At 67.2% G+C, this 13,118-nt stretch carries 14 protein-coding genes and 1 pseudogene; 3 read left to right on the top strand and 12 right to left on the bottom strand.

Going from position 1 to position 13,118, the window contains the following annotated elements:
* Positions 1-3: 3 nt before the first annotated feature.
* From NS1_RS28455 to NS1_RS28410, 10 genes are all read right to left on the bottom strand, one after another.
* Positions 4-936, bottom strand: coding sequence for a decaprenyl-phosphate phosphoribosyltransferase (locus NS1_RS28455; protein ID WP_056822319.1), 933 nt, complete (start codon positions 934-936; stop codon positions 4-6).
* Between the two features lie 26 nt (positions 937-962).
* Positions 963-1,451, bottom strand: a complete 489-nt coding sequence (locus NS1_RS28450) for a phosphatase PAP2 family protein (RefSeq protein WP_062989517.1) — start codon at positions 1,449-1,451, stop codon at positions 963-965.
* Between the two features lie 98 nt (positions 1,452-1,549).
* Entirely contained in the window at positions 1,550-3,472 is a 1,923-nt protein-coding gene (locus tag NS1_RS28445) for a glycosyltransferase (RefSeq protein ID WP_062989433.1), read from the bottom strand.
* Entirely contained in the window at positions 3,469-4,707 is a 1,239-nt protein-coding gene (gene glf / locus NS1_RS28440; RefSeq protein WP_062989432.1) for a UDP-galactopyranose mutase, read from the bottom strand. Before glf ends, NS1_RS28445 begins: the two co-directional genes overlap by 4 nt.
* A 236-nt stretch (positions 4,708-4,943) precedes the next feature.
* Entirely contained in the window at positions 4,944-5,606 is a 663-nt protein-coding gene (locus NS1_RS28435; RefSeq protein WP_157125432.1) for a hypothetical protein, read from the bottom strand.
* 82 nt (positions 5,607-5,688) lie between these two features.
* Positions 5,689-6,234 (bottom strand): hypothetical protein, encoded by a 546-nt coding sequence (locus NS1_RS28430; RefSeq protein ID WP_062989430.1) that lies wholly within the window; start codon positions 6,232-6,234, stop codon positions 5,689-5,691.
* An 89-nt stretch (positions 6,235-6,323) separates the two neighbouring features.
* The gene (locus NS1_RS28425) at positions 6,324-6,734 is read right to left on the bottom strand and encodes a hypothetical protein (RefSeq protein WP_157125431.1); all 411 of its coding nucleotides are present in this window, start codon (positions 6,732-6,734) and stop codon (positions 6,324-6,326) included.
* Between the two features lie 31 nt (positions 6,735-6,765).
* The gene (locus NS1_RS40375; protein WP_157125430.1) at positions 6,766-7,092 is read right to left on the bottom strand and encodes a hypothetical protein; all 327 of its coding nucleotides are present in this window, start codon (positions 7,090-7,092) and stop codon (positions 6,766-6,768) included.
* 343 nt (positions 7,093-7,435) lie between these two features.
* Positions 7,436-8,194, bottom strand: a complete 759-nt coding sequence (locus NS1_RS28415) for a MerR family transcriptional regulator (protein WP_062989425.1) — start codon at positions 8,192-8,194, stop codon at positions 7,436-7,438.
* 56 nt (positions 8,195-8,250) lie between these two features.
* On the bottom strand, positions 8,251-8,961 hold the full coding sequence (locus NS1_RS28410) for an SDR family NAD(P)-dependent oxidoreductase (protein WP_062989423.1): 711 nt from the start codon (positions 8,959-8,961) through the stop codon (positions 8,251-8,253).
* 14 nt (positions 8,962-8,975) lie between these two features.
* On the opposite strand from NS1_RS28410, the gene NS1_RS28405 reads away from it, so the two are divergent.
* A complete protein-coding gene (locus NS1_RS28405) occupies positions 8,976-9,383 on the top strand; it encodes an SbtR family transcriptional regulator (RefSeq protein ID WP_174562691.1) in 408 nt (135 codons plus the stop codon).
* Positions 9,384-9,397: 14 nt separating this feature from the next.
* Here NS1_RS28405 and NS1_RS28400 read toward each other — a convergent pair whose 3' ends face one another.
* The gene (locus tag NS1_RS28400) at positions 9,398-10,405 is read right to left on the bottom strand and encodes an EamA family transporter (RefSeq protein ID WP_084504572.1); all 1,008 of its coding nucleotides are present in this window, start codon (positions 10,403-10,405) and stop codon (positions 9,398-9,400) included.
* Between the two features lie 102 nt (positions 10,406-10,507).
* On the opposite strand from NS1_RS28400, the gene NS1_RS28395 reads away from it, so the two are divergent.
* A complete protein-coding gene (locus NS1_RS28395) occupies positions 10,508-11,008 on the top strand; it encodes a MarR family winged helix-turn-helix transcriptional regulator (RefSeq protein WP_062989421.1) in 501 nt (166 codons plus the stop codon).
* Between the two features lie 21 nt (positions 11,009-11,029).
* On the opposite strand, the gene NS1_RS28390 is transcribed toward NS1_RS28395, so the two are convergent.
* Positions 11,030-12,490: a SpoIID/LytB domain-containing protein gene (locus NS1_RS28390; protein WP_084504570.1), complete on the bottom strand. Its 1,461-nt coding sequence runs from the start codon at positions 12,488-12,490 to the stop codon at positions 11,030-11,032.
* Positions 12,491-12,707: 217 nt separating this feature from the next.
* On the opposite strand from NS1_RS28390, the pseudogene NS1_RS28385 reads away from it, so the two are divergent.
* A pseudogene (locus tag NS1_RS28385) lies at positions 12,708-13,118 on the top strand (N-acetylmuramoyl-L-alanine amidase); the annotation flags it as partial.

Here is a 13,118-nt window from a genome sequence, read left to right as displayed (position 1 = left end):
TCGTCAGGTGAGATAGACAGCGACACCTACCGCTCCGATCCAGGCAATAGCGAGGAACTGCAGGATGCGGTCCCCCAACGCGATCTCTTCGGGTTCACCGGCCTCGCCACCATCGACGTCGACCGCGTAACGCAGGATTGCGATGGTAAACGGGATCATCGAGATCGAGTACCACTGGGTGTCTCGAGCCGAGTCCTGCTGGAATGCCCAGAGGCCGTAGAAGACCACGACGGCGGTGGCCGCGAGCGTCCAGATGAAGCGCAGGTAGGTCGGGGTGTAGTACTCCAGCGACTTGCGGATCTTGGCGCCGGTGTCCAGCGCGATCTGCAGTTCGGCGTAGCGCTTGCCCGCGGCCATGAACAGCGATCCGAACGCCATGATCAGCAGGAACCACTGCGACAGGGCGATGCCCGCCGCCGCGCCACCGGCGACAGCGCGCAGGAGGAAGCCAGAGGACACGATGCAGATATCGAGCACGGCCTGGTGCTTGAGGCCCAGGCAGTACGCCAGCTGGATGCCGATGTAGATCGCCATCACCACGGCCAGATGCCACGACGCCAGGAACGAACCGGCGATCGAGCCGATCAGCAGCACGGCCGAGAGAGCGTAAGCCAGGTTGACAGGAACGACGCCAGCGGCGATCGGCCGGAACCGCTTGGTCGGGTGGGCCCGGTCGGCATCGACATCGAGCGAGTCGTTGACCAGGTAGATGCCGGAGGCCGCCATGCAGAACACGACGAAGGCGATCGCGACATGCACGAGCACGCTCGCGTCGCCGACCGCTTCCGGTCCGACGGCGAGCGGTGCGGCGAGCACCAGGACATTCTTCACCCACTGACGTGGGCGCATGGCCTTGATGACACCACCGAGCAGCGTCTTCGGCGGGCCCTTCACAGCACCCTCGTCAAGGACGGCGGCGGACGGTTCTTCGCTCATCTCAGCCAAGGTTCTTTCAGTTGCGGTCACTGTCGGAGTCTCTTTTCGGCGGCTAGCACGGCGGCAGCCGACGCGGCCCCCAAAGCGGAACCGGCGATCACGTCGGAAGGGTAATGCACCCCGAGCACAACTCGGGACAGCAGCATCGGTGGGACGATCACCGCAGGCAAGGGTAGCCCGGTCAGGCGACCGAGCAACACCGCCGCCGCCGTGGTGGACGTGGCGTGCGAGGACGGGAAGCTCAACTTGCTCGGCGTCGACACGTTGACCTGCACCGACGGATCATTGGGGCGCGGGCGCCGCACGATCCGCTTGATCACGATGGACGCGGCGTGCGCGCCCACAGCGCCGACCGCGACACCGGCCCACTGCCGACGACGCGGCTTGTCGACCAGCCAGCCCGCGGCGGCGATGCCGACCCAGCCCAGCGCGTGCTCGCCGAAATGCGACATGCCGCGCGCGGCGGAGACGACGGCCGGGTTGTTGCCGATGGCGCCCTGGACGGCGTTGAGGATCGCGACCTCGACCGGGACCTCGACGTAGTCGCCGCTGCAATCGCAGCCGCCGCAGCAACCTTCGTCGGCCAGTTCGAGCTCGGGCAGTTCGGTGTCGGTCACTTCTCGGTTCCGTTCAGGCCGAAGGTCTTCTCCCACGCCGCCGTGCTGGTGAGCTCGGCGTGCGCGGCCCGGTAACGCTGCTGCATCTCCGGGAAGCGGGCGGTGAGTTCCTTGCGCAGGCGCATCGCTTCCTTGAGCAGGTCGCGGGCCTGACGCGGGTCACGCTTGCGGTAGACGACGCCGCGACCGTCGGCGGTGGTCACGGTGACACCGTCGACCTGCGAGAGCAGGTACCAGCGCGCGTCCAGCGTCGGCACGTTGAGCTGGGGCGTCTCGTAGGCGGCCGGGTCGGCCTTGCGGAAGTTGTGCACCACGCCTTTGGCCAGGCGCGCGACCTTGGCGAGCGGGTTGCCCGGTTCGCCGACCGCGCCGACACCGTGGCGGTTGGCCAGCGGCAGTTCGGTTGATGAGGGCACCACGACCGCGTCCGGGAACTCCTTGCGCATGCCGTGGATCTTGCCCAACGCGGTGGGGAGCAGGTCGAACAGACCCTCCGGGCCCGCCAGGAAGTCGCGGATCGCCTCGTTCTGGATGGCGACCGTGGAGTACTCCAGGCACAGCAGGTGTTTGAGGGTGGCCTTGATCGTGTTCACGATCATCGGCTTGCCGTCACCGGGCAGGTGCAGGGAGGCGACCACGAGGCGGTTGCGCAGGTGGAAGTACGCCTGCCAGTCGATCGCGTCGTCCTTGTCGGACCAGGCCATATGCCAGACGGCCGCACCGGGAAGGGTGATGGTCGGGTAGCCGGCGTCGCGCGCGCGCAGGCCGTACTCGACGTCGTCCCACTTGAGGAACAGCGGCAGCGGCTGACCGATCTGCTCGGCGACCTGACGCGGGATCACGCAGGTCCACCAGCCGTTGAAGTCGACGTCGATGCGCCGGTGCAGCAGCTTGGAGTTGTCGCGGTCCTTGAGCGGGTACTTCGAGAAGTCGTGGTCGTATTCGACATTCGGCGCCGATGACCACATGAAGATCGAGCGATCGACGACCTCGCCCATGCTGTGCAGGTGCGAACGCTCCTGCAGGTTCAGCATCTGCCCGCCGACCAGCAGCGGCGACTTCGCGAACCGGGAGAACGCGAGGGCGCGCAGGATGGAGTCGGGCTCGATCTCGATGTCGTCGTCCATGTAGACGATGTACTCGGCGTCGGTCTTCAGCGCCTCGTACATGACCCGGCTGTACCCGCCGGAGCCGCCGAGGTTGGGCTGGTCGCAGATGGCGAGCCGGTCGCCGAGGGTCGCGGCGGCTTCGGTGAAACCGGGCTCGTCGACGACCTTGCGGTTGCCCTGGTCCGCGACGATCACCGCGGCGATGTTGTTGAGCACCAACGGATCCGAGCCGAGCGCGGCGAGCGTCTTGACCAGGTCGGTGGGGCGGTTGAACGTGGGCATGCCGACCGCGATGGAACCCGTGCCCGGCGCTTGCTGGGGTGCGTACCAACCGCCGGACAGCAGCGTGACGGCCGTGTCGGTGGTGATGTCGAACCAGATCCAGCCGCCGTCCTCGAACGGGCCGAGATCGGTTTCGAACTCCACGTCCACCGAGTCCGCGCCTTGCGCGACAGCGAACTCCTTGCCCTGCACGTGAATTCGCGAGCCGTCGGCCTTGGAACGGTAGACGTCCACCCGGCCGTGCCCGGCCAGTTCCAGGCGAAGGACCACCGACTTCAGCACACTCCAGCGACGCCAGTAGCTGGCGGGCAGCGCGTTGAAGTAGGTGCAGAACGACACCTCCGACTCCGCGCCGATCGACAGCGCGGTGCGGCTGGTGGCGTGGGCGCGACGAGCGTTGGTGGTGGATTCCTCCAGGTAGAGGGTCCGCACGTCGAGGGGCTCACCCGGTCGCGGCAGGATCACCCGCTGCAGCAGCGAGATGGCGCGAGTTTCGGTGGTCACGTCTTCGAGCATCGCTTTGGTCATGCCTCGTCCACCAGCGCCGCGCCCGATTCCAGGTGCGGACGGAGCACGTTCTCGAACATGTTCAGCGCCGAACCGATGGCCATGTGCATGTCGAGGTACTGGTAGGTGCCGAGACGGCCGCCGAACAGCACCTTCTTCTCGGCGGTTTCCTGCTTGGCCCGCTCGCGGTAGGCGAGGAGCTTGGCACGGTCGTCGGGGGTGTTGATCGGGTAGTACGGCTCGTCGCCGGTCTGCGCCGAGCGGGAGAACTCGCGCATGATGACCGTCTTGTCGGTCGGGTAGTCACGCTCGGGGTGGAAATGGCGCGGCTCGATGATGCGGGTGTAGGGGACATCGGCGTCGTTGTAGTTCATCACCGAGGTGCCCTGGTAGTCACCGGTCTCGAGAACTTCGGTCTCGAAATCGATGGTGCGCCAGCCCAACTCGCCCTCGGAGTAGTCGAAGTAGTGGTCCAGCGGGCCGGTGTAGACGATCGGGGCGTCGGGGCTGGCGGCGACGATCTCGTCGCGCACGTCGAACCAGTCGGTGTTCACCCTGACCTCGATGAGGTCGGAGGCGGCCATGTTCTCCAGCCACTTCGTGTAGCCGTTCTTGGGCAGGCCCTCGTAGGTGTCGTTGAAGTAGCGGTTGTCGAAGGTGTAGCGCACGGGCAGGCGGGTGATGATGCCCGCGGGCAGTTCCTTCGGGTCGGTCTGCCACTGCTTGGCGGTGTAGTCGCGGATGAACGCCTCGTAGAGCGGGCGCCCGATCAGCGAGATCGCCTTCTCCTCGAGGTTCTGCGCGTCGGCGGACTCGACCTCGGCGGCCTGCTCGGCGATGAGCTTGCGGGCCTCATCCGGGGTGATGTAGCGGCCGAAGAACTGCGAGATCATGCCGAGGCCGATCGGCAGCGGGTACGCCTGCCCCTTGTGCAGCCCGAACACCCGGTGCTGGTACCCGGTGAACTCGGTGAACTGGGTGACGTAGTCCCAGACCTTCTTGTTCGACGTGTGGAAAAGGTGCGCGCCGTACTTGTGGATCTCGATACCGGTTTCCGGTTCGGGTTCGGAGTAGGCGTTGCCACCCAGGTGGTAGCGGCGGTCGATCACCAACACCCGCTTGCCCAGCACGTTCGCTGCACGCTCGGCGACGGTCAGCCCGAAGAAACCGGAGCCGACCACGATCAGGTCGTACTGGTTTGCCGGGGCGTTGGAATCTGCGTTGACGGAGTTACCCGAGGACGATGCGGCGGTCACGGGTGCCCAGCGTATCGGAAGACCACCGTTTGTCCCGGCGGAGTCTCCGACCACGCCTTGACCAGGGCCTATTCATCCCAGATGAAAGTGCCCGGCCCCGAGTCCACCGTCAGTACCCCTGAGGCGGGTATCCACCGGGCCGCCCGGCGCGGATCCCGCCGACTCCGGGTCGAGGGTGCCCGGCGTACGGGTCGCAGCCGTACGTCGCTAGTACGAGCTGAAGGTGGCGCTGACCGTCAGTACTGCGGGTACTGCTGATAACCGCCCGCGCGTCCGGCGCGAATCCAGCGGCCCGTGGACGGTGCGACGGCGAGCAGGAAGATCAGCAGCGGCGCCGCGGCACTCACGGCACCGCCGATCAGCACGTACGTCGCCTCTTCTCCCGCTACGCCGTTGCCGCTGATCAGGGGGAGAACGGTCGAGAGCACGCTGAACACCAGGGCGAGCCCGGACAAGAGGAGGAGAATCACCCGACCCGCGGTCTTGCGCCGGAACAGCAGAATCGAGCCGAGCAGCAACAACAGGCACGGCACGATCCCGATCAACATGCCGACCGTCAATGCCCCGCGGAATTCGTTCTCGGACGTGGTGGCGGCATCGCTGCCGAAGATGACGGCCGTGGCGATCCCCATGACGAGCAGCCCGAGAATCGACAGCAGCAGCGCGATCACCGCGGCGGTGATCGCCGTACCGCCGCCCGCTCGCGGCTCGCCGTAGCCCGGCGCGTACGGATAGGGTGCGCCGTAAGCTGGTGCACCATAACCATTTTGGACGGGTGCGCCATAGGGCTGCGGGTAACCCGGCTGACCCCCGTACGGGTCGGGCCCGTAGCCGGGTTGCGCGTACCCCTGTCCCGCATATGGGTCGTGGCCCTGCTGTGGACCGTACGGATACCCCATGGTGTCCCCCTCCTGACAAGCTGTACCTGTAGCCGCTATCTCGCCTCGCAGCACCCGCCGCGACGATGCTGACCTGCTGAAACTATACGTTCGGTCCGACAACACTTTCCGGGCGAGCGAGGGTGTGCGCCGCGGTCTGCGGCAGCGCCGCGGCCGACAGCACGAGCCCACCGAACACCGCACCCGAAAGTGCCGCCGCCCAACTGTGATTCACGATCGCCGTCACGGCACCGGGTACCCCACCGAGGCCGATCAGAAGCGAACGAACGACGGATTCGTCGGCGAACCAGTGGATCCCGTACCCGGAGTCGTAGTTCACGAGCGTGGCGAGCAGGCCGAGGACGCCGAGGGCGAGTTGCGTGCCCGCGGCGACCATGATCACCCATCGCCCCGCCTCGTCCCGGCGCGCCACAAGCACGCCGCCGTAGACGAACGCGAACACCGACACCAGCGCGCCGAGCGTGGCGAACAGCGTCAGCGAGTCGTCGAGCTCGCCCGGATCGCTCAGGAACGACCGCACGAGAACCACGGCCCCCACCAGATTCGCCACCGCGGCGCACCCCGCGAGGCACACGGCCACGATCGCCGCCACCTCACCGCTCTTCGACTTCGTCTCCAGCACGACCATCCCCCGACCGTATCCCGTACCGCCCTAGTAAGCGCGGCCGCGCAGCGTTCCTCAGCTGCGCATGGCCGGAGCGCAGGCGCAGGTACGCCTTAACGCGTAGTGGTCCAACGCCGCGTCGGCTCGCTCAGACTGAGCGCGAGGATCACCACATTGACGATCAACCAGAAATCCAGCGGCCCGACCCCCCATCCATGGCTGGCCCCGTTGAGCACGATGACCAGCAAGGTCGCCCCCGCCATCACCGCCGCCATGCTGAGCAGTAACCGCCTGCCGACCATCCGCCGCCGCAACAGCAGCACCGCTCCGACCAGATAGACCACCCCGAGCCCACCCACGATCCCCGCGCCCACGTAATCGAGGTCGATCTCGCGCCCTGTTGCCCGCAGTACGGCGGTCGCCGTGCCGACGAAGATTCCCGCCGCGCCGACCAGCACCCCGAGCCAGCCCGCGATCAGCGCGGTCACCGCGCGCGAAGGCCGCTCCGGCCGCACCTGTTCCACCACTGCCCCCGCAAATCTGTCGACGTCGCCGTCAGTTATACGGCGGAACCGGCGGGTGCGGGGTGTTCGACTGTGCGAGCTGGGCGTTCGGCCCGGAATCAATCCATCGTTGACTCGATGGGAGCAGCGCGGCGAGCAGAGTCCCGCACGGGAGCAGCGAGTACAGGACGAAGAACACCAGCTCGTCGGACCTGGCAGACATCGACGCTGCGCCCCAGAGCGCGAATATCGCGAGCCCGCTACCGATGATCACCATGTTCAGTCCGCGCGCACGCCGACCGAGCACCAGGACTCCGCCCAACCCGAGCAACACCGCGAGCACCGCGCCGACCGCGAGGTCGATTTGATGCTCGAGCATCTGGAGATTCCAATCGACGGGCAATTGCGACTGTTTCCATCGGGTGGAAGTAGCGTGCAGAGCCGAAAGGGCCGCCGCAGCTCGGCTCAGCCCGAACAGCCCGACCACGACGGACCCGATGCCGCCGAGCAAGACAGCGACGGGCGGACTCGACAACGATCCGCTCTTCTGCGGCACATGACCCCGCGGTCTTTGCTGGTCATCCATCGCTCCCCCTCGCGACCTCGTGCAGCACATCATTCGGTATTCGGCAGCCTATTATCCTCGACGACAACCGAACCCGGACACTGACTGCCCGGGTGCGGATGCCCGCTCGGCGTACGACCGCCCGCCCACCAGCTCGTCAGGCGGGATGCGCTGCGACGTAAGCCCGGAAGGCTTCGAGGATGTACTCGGCAGCGCCTTCGCCGTGCACGTCGTAGTTGCCGCGGAAGCGCGGGTCGGCGACGTACATTTCGCCGAGTCCGAGCAGGTATTCGTTCGACACCGGCTTACCCTGCGTGCCGTCACCGAGCCAGGCACGATGCCGGGCGACGATCGCCTGGACGACGCCGCCTTCCACGGGAAGCCCTGCGGTAAAGGCCTTCCCGAAGTCGGCGGCGATGTCGAGCTGGGTCTGCTGGAAACGCTTCTTCTCGGCAGCGGTCAGCGAGCGCCACCAGCGATCACCGCTCTCGTAGGCCTCCTTGCCCCAGCGCTCGGTGACCTCGTCCCTGTACTGCGTGTGGTCGAAACCGTCGAAAACCTCTGCGGCCATGAGCGGTTCACCTCTTTCCGTCTTGTGCAAAGTGGTCGACACCGAGTCGATCTGCCGCGCCACCCGATCCTGCTGCTGCCGAAGCAGTTCCAGGTGGGTCCGCAGCGCACCGGCGGTGTCCTGTTCTCCGGCGAGGACTTCGGCGATCACGGGAAGGCCGAGGCCGAGTTCGCGCAGCAGCAGAATTCGCTGCAGCCGAACGAGAGAGGTCTGGTCGTAATAGCGATAGCCGTTGGCCCCGATCCGGCTCGGCTCCAACAGCCCGAGCTGCCCGTAGTGGCGCAACGTACGACTGGTGGTTCCCGCGGCCTTCGCGAGGTCCTGAATGGACCATTCACCCACCATGACCTGCTCCCTTTCTCGTCGGTTCCTCCACTCTGCAAGTTGACGCTACGTCAAGGTCAAGACGCGAAGCCGACTTCGACCTCCACCGTGTCGCGCTCGGTGTACATGCGCCACAACCGCGCGCCCAGCTCGGCATTACCGATCCGCGGCAGCACCAGCCCGGCGGGTACGAGGTCGGGATTCGCGTCGATGACCGACTGGACCGCACTGTTCCCGATGAGCGAGCCGATGGCGAACAGCCCGACGTAGACACCGGTGCCTTCCACTTCGCGCGCCAACTGCCGCACGTAGGCGCGCTGCGCGCCCAACGCGACCCCGACATTCGCCAGGTAGGGCTGCAAAAACTCCTCCGAGGCACCTGAGGTGAACAGCAGCGTGCCACTGCCGCGGGCGATCATCGCGGGCAGCAGGGCACGGGTGAGAAGGATCGGCGAGTACACCTTGAGCGCGATCGGCAGCTCGAGTGACGGCAGGTCGACGTCGATGGTCGTGGCGCTGCGTACCGACATGTCGGCGGCCGCCGAATGCAGCGCCACATCGATCGGCCCCAGCTTCTCCTCGACCCGGCCGATCACGTCGAGCACTTGCGCGGGATCGGTGACGTCGGCGACGAACGGTTCGGCATCGATGCCCTCCGCGCGCAGGGCCGCGGCGCGCGCTACCGGTTCGCGGCTGATCACCGCGATCCGAAAACCGTTTCGGCCGAAGTGCCGTGCCGTCCCGGCGCCGAGTCCTGGTCCGTAGCCGAAGATCGCGAGCGTACTCATCAGATGCCCCTAAGTTGAGTATTGGTTCAAGTTATGCCGAACGCCCGTGGGAGTCGTTCGTCTTTCTGGTCGAGAAGATCTGCGAACTCCAGGCGGCGGACCGCATTCTCGGCGATCTCGCCCTGCGAAATCCCCCCAGCGCCGCCGTCGAGCGCGCACGCGAATACGGCCACGGCCTCATGCGCCGCATCATCGCCCGCGCCCAGGAGGCAGGCGCCCTGCGTCCGGACTGGACCCTCGAGGACATCGCCTTCATCACCTGGTCCCACATCAGCGTTCTCGCGGCCACCAGCACCGTCGCCCCTGACATCTGGCGGCGCAACCTCGCCCTCATCTTCGACGGCCTACGCGCGAAAGCCGCGCACCCCCTGCCGGTTCCGGCCCTCACCGAGGACCAGTTGATGCGGGCGATGCGCGGCTGACCCGATCGGCACGCTCAGACCCGAGTAGTCGCCGAAACCAATTCCGGCGCAACCGAGTTCACTGTCGGCTCGGCATCGTCGCGGCGTTCGACCGGATTACCCACAGGCGGCACCTGTTCTCCCACAACATCTCCGGCGGAACCGTCGACCGACCTGGACGGCATCTGCCCGAAGACCGTAGCCGCGAGAGCGACGCCGAGGCCGATGATCTGCAGGGCGGTCAGCGCCTGACCCAGCGCGATCCAACCGATCACCGCGGCCGACACGGGACTGAGCAGCCCGAGGAATGACACCGAAGTCGCCGGCACCCGCGAGATTCCGCGCACCCACAGCCAGTAGGCCAGCGCGGTGCCGATGACGCCGAGGTACAGGTACCCGCCGATGGCCTGTCCGTCGAGCGCGGGCGGTGCGCCTTCGATCAGCAGGGCGAGCGGCGCGATGAACAGCCCGCCCGCGGTGAGCTGCCAGCCGGTCATCGCCAGCGGGCCGACGCCCTCGGGTCGTCCCCACTTCTTGGTGAGCACGGTGCCCGCCGCCATCGAGGCCGCACCGGCGAGCCCGGCGAGCACGCCGATCAGATCGAGTTCGACAGTGCCGCGAAGCACCACCAGCGAGACTCCCAACACGCCGACGACACCCGCGATCACCTTCCGCCGCGACGGCGCTTCGGCCAGCAGCACCGCGGCGAATCCGAGCGCGAACATCGGCGCTACCGCGCCGAGCACCCCCGCGACCCCACCCGGCAGCCGATACGCGGCCAGGAACAGCAGCGGGAAGAACGCGCCGATATTGAGCACGCCGAGCACCGCGGCCCGACCGAGCCACTGACCCTGCGGCAGCACCCTGGTCAGCGCGAGCAGCACCAACCCAGCGGGCAGCGCGCGCATCAGGGCCGTGAACAGCGGCCGGTCGGGCGGCAGGAATTCAGTGGTCACCGCGTAGGTGGAGCCCCACACGATCGGGGTGAGGGCGGTGAGCGCGAGGGTGCCCGCGTAGCCGGTGGAACGGGTTGCGGTCGTCATGTTCACTCCTGATTGATAATCTCAACATTGAAATATCTACTCGCCGAGATATCTCTGCGTCAAGTAGATGAACGTTAAGAGTTTCAACCGAGAGGGAAAGAAATGCGCGACGCGGTCGACCTGATCACCGAGCACTGGAACATCGAACGCCCGGATGTCGACGTGTCACCGATGGCGATCATCGGCCGGATCACCCGACTCTCGCGCGTCCTCGAGCAGGATCTGAAGCGCTTCTTCGCAGGTCACGGCCTGGAATTCTGGGAGTTCGACGTGCTGGCCACGCTGCGTCGCTCCGGCGGCGAGACCGGCCTCACCGCGGGCGCGCTCAACCGGGCCGCCATGGTCACCTCGGGCGCCATCACCAACCGCATCGACCGCCTGGCGGCGAAGAACCTGGTCCGGCGCGTCCCGTCCCCCGACGATCGCCGCTGCGTCTTCGTGCAACTCACCGCCGAGGGCCGCGAACTCGTCGACCGGCTGCTGCCGCTGCACGTGGCCAACGAGCAGCGCCTGCTCGCCACCCTCGGCGCCACGGATCGCGAGCAACTCGCCGACCTGCTGCGTACCCTGGCCGTCGCACTGGACGACACCACGCTCGACTGACCAGAACAGCGCTGAGCGCGGTTACTCCCCGTCGTGGATGCCGGGAGCAGCGGCCGGGCCGTATCCGCCGTCGTGCACGCCGGGGTTCACCGGGCCGTGGACGGGTTCGCCCCTGACGTCGGCAACCGAGGGAATCTGCACGCCCCCCGCACCGCCGGGCGAACCCAACTGGGACAAACCACCTTCCGGCATCTTCAGCCTGGGCTTGCCCGAAGCCGTCGCGGGCAACTGATCACCCACGTCGGGGACGAGCTGAAGCAGCGTGGAGAAGTCGACGACCTGCGCGCCGAGCGTCTGTGTCACGACGATGACACCGTTGGTGTACAGCCGATACGTGCCTGCCCGTTGCGGCAGCAGCATTTCCGGGCCGATCGGCTCGCCCACCGCGCTGTTGGCGCCGCCGATCCGCCGGTACTCGGTGTCGATCACCGACTCCCCCGCCAGCGCCTCGATGGTCAGATCCGGCTCGGCCGGTGCGGCGGGAACCGCAGGGGGCGGCGCGGATTCGACGAGTTCACTAGGCGCCGGTCCGACCGCGAAGGTTTCGATATCGGCGGGCCGACCGCCATCGGGAGCTGCGGAGTATTCCGAGCGCAGGATCTGCCCGTCACGTAACAACACCGTGCCCGTGGTCGCGGCGACCGCCTCGGTACTGCGTGAATCCTCTTTCACCGTACCGGGATAGGCCTGGCAGTCGGTGGTGTCGCAGGTCTGCGCGTAGTCGTAACGACTCTCGGCCAGCGCGTAGGAGCGGGCTGCGATCGCTTGTGCGCGTAAGGCTTCGAAGGCACCCTGGTCGGCCCAGTTGGCCTGCATCTCCGCGGGCAGTACGCCGGCGAGGTAGTCGTCGAGGTCCACCTGGTTGACGGTGCGGAAGGACTCGCCTTCGAGCGCCACACCGAGCGCGCCACGATAGGCCGTGCCACCGCACAGAGTCAGATGTTCCTCGGCAGGTCGGCCCGCACCGGCGCCGATCGGATAGACGAACGGATCGTCGGTCGCGGCCTGCCACAACACTTCGCCGTCGCAGCCCGCGGTCACCACCACACTCGCCCCGCCGTCGGGCAGCGGCGTGAGATGGGCCGCGTCGCCGGGGCCGATCGTGCGACCGGCGACCTGCGCACCGGCGGCGGCGAAGGTGTCGAGGGTGGCGTCGTCCTGCGCCTGGAGGCGGACACGGATCTCCGTCGGCCCGATTTGCCCGAGATCAGCCCCGGGGTAGTAGTGGCCGAGAATCTCCTCGGCCGACCAGCCCGCCCGCGCGTTGTCGAAGGCGCCGACCTGGCTCATCCCGCGACCGTGTCCCGCGCCGGCGGTCGGCGTGATCTGACCCGGGGCGATCTGCCACAGCCCGATCGCCCCGGTCAACGCCAGCACAGTACCGCTGACCAGCAGCGGCAGCGGCACGGTTCGGATGACCGGCACAGCCCGGCGACGGGTGCCACGGCCGGTACTGCGGGTGATCTTGGTGTCCGCTCTCATACTGTGCTCCCACGGTTTCATGGTTCGACCGGCGGAGCTCGCGTCGGCATGTCGTCGTCGCCGGGCGGGATCCGAGGGCTACATTCGAGCAATCACATAAGTCTCGAGTTGAGGTTGAGATGTGTGACGTATGTTAACTAGTGTGATGCGTGAGGTTAGAGGAAGCAAGCATCACATGAGCGAAAAAACGCGAGCTCGACCCTGATAGGAGTCGCACGTGAGATACCGAAAGCCGAAACGTTCCTACGTGCTCCCGGTGGTCACCACCCTCGTTGTCGCCGCACCGATCGGCGCGTTCGCTCTCAGCGACTCGACCGACTACCGCAGCGCCAACGATTCCCAGGTCGCGACCGTGCCGACGCAGCTGGCCGAGGTCGCGCTGACCTCGATTCCCGACATCACGGTCCCGCTGCGCGACCTGACCGGCCTCGACCTGCCCGACCTGCATCTGTCGGACCTGCGCATGTTGCAGTTGCCGAGCTCGATTCCGATCCCGCCGGGATTGCCGGTCCCCCCGGGCGTGGCGCTGCCCACCGAGATCCAGCTGCCGCAGCTGCCGACCAAGCCGCAGCCGACCCCGACGCAGCAGGCCACGCCGGGCGCCGCGACACCCGCCCCCGCCGCACCG

Source organism: Nocardia salmonicida NBRC 13393 (genome assembly GCF_001613085.1).
In the GTDB taxonomy this organism is placed as follows: domain Bacteria; phylum Actinomycetota; class Actinomycetes; order Mycobacteriales; family Mycobacteriaceae; genus Nocardia; species Nocardia salmonicida.
This window is presented reverse-complemented; position numbering and strand designations above follow the sequence as displayed.

Excerpts from the sequence above, each read along its gene's own strand:
- NS1_RS28455 (WP_056822319.1), bottom strand. The coding sequence starts at position 936 with ATGAGCGAAGAACCGTCCGCCGCCGTCCTTGACGAGGGTGCTGTGAAG.
- NS1_RS28400 (WP_084504572.1), bottom strand. The coding sequence starts at position 10,405 with ATGACGACCGCAACCCGTTCCACCGGCTACGCGGGCACCCTCGCGCTC.
- NS1_RS28445 (WP_062989433.1), bottom strand. The coding sequence starts at position 3,472 with ATGACCAAAGCGATGCTCGAAGACGTGACCACCGAAACTCGCGCCATC.
- NS1_RS28430 (WP_062989430.1), bottom strand. The coding sequence starts at position 6,234 with ATGGTCGTGCTGGAGACGAAGTCGAAGAGCGGTGAGGTGGCGGCGATC.
- NS1_RS28395 (WP_062989421.1), top strand. The coding sequence starts at position 10,508 with ATGCGCGACGCGGTCGACCTGATCACCGAGCACTGGAACATCGAACGC.
- NS1_RS40375 (WP_157125430.1), bottom strand. The coding sequence starts at position 7,092 with ATGCTCGAGCATCAAATCGACCTCGCGGTCGGCGCGGTGCTCGCGGTG.
- NS1_RS28415 (WP_062989425.1), bottom strand. The coding sequence starts at position 8,194 with ATGGTGGGTGAATGGTCCATTCAGGACCTCGCGAAGGCCGCGGGAACC.
- NS1_RS28410 (WP_062989423.1), bottom strand. The coding sequence starts at position 8,961 with ATGAGTACGCTCGCGATCTTCGGCTACGGACCAGGACTCGGCGCCGGG.
- NS1_RS28390 (WP_084504570.1), bottom strand. The coding sequence starts at position 12,490 with ATGAGAGCGGACACCAAGATCACCCGCAGTACCGGCCGTGGCACCCGT.
- NS1_RS28435 (WP_157125432.1), bottom strand. The coding sequence starts at position 5,606 with ATGGGGTATCCGTACGGTCCACAGCAGGGCCACGACCCATATGCGGGA.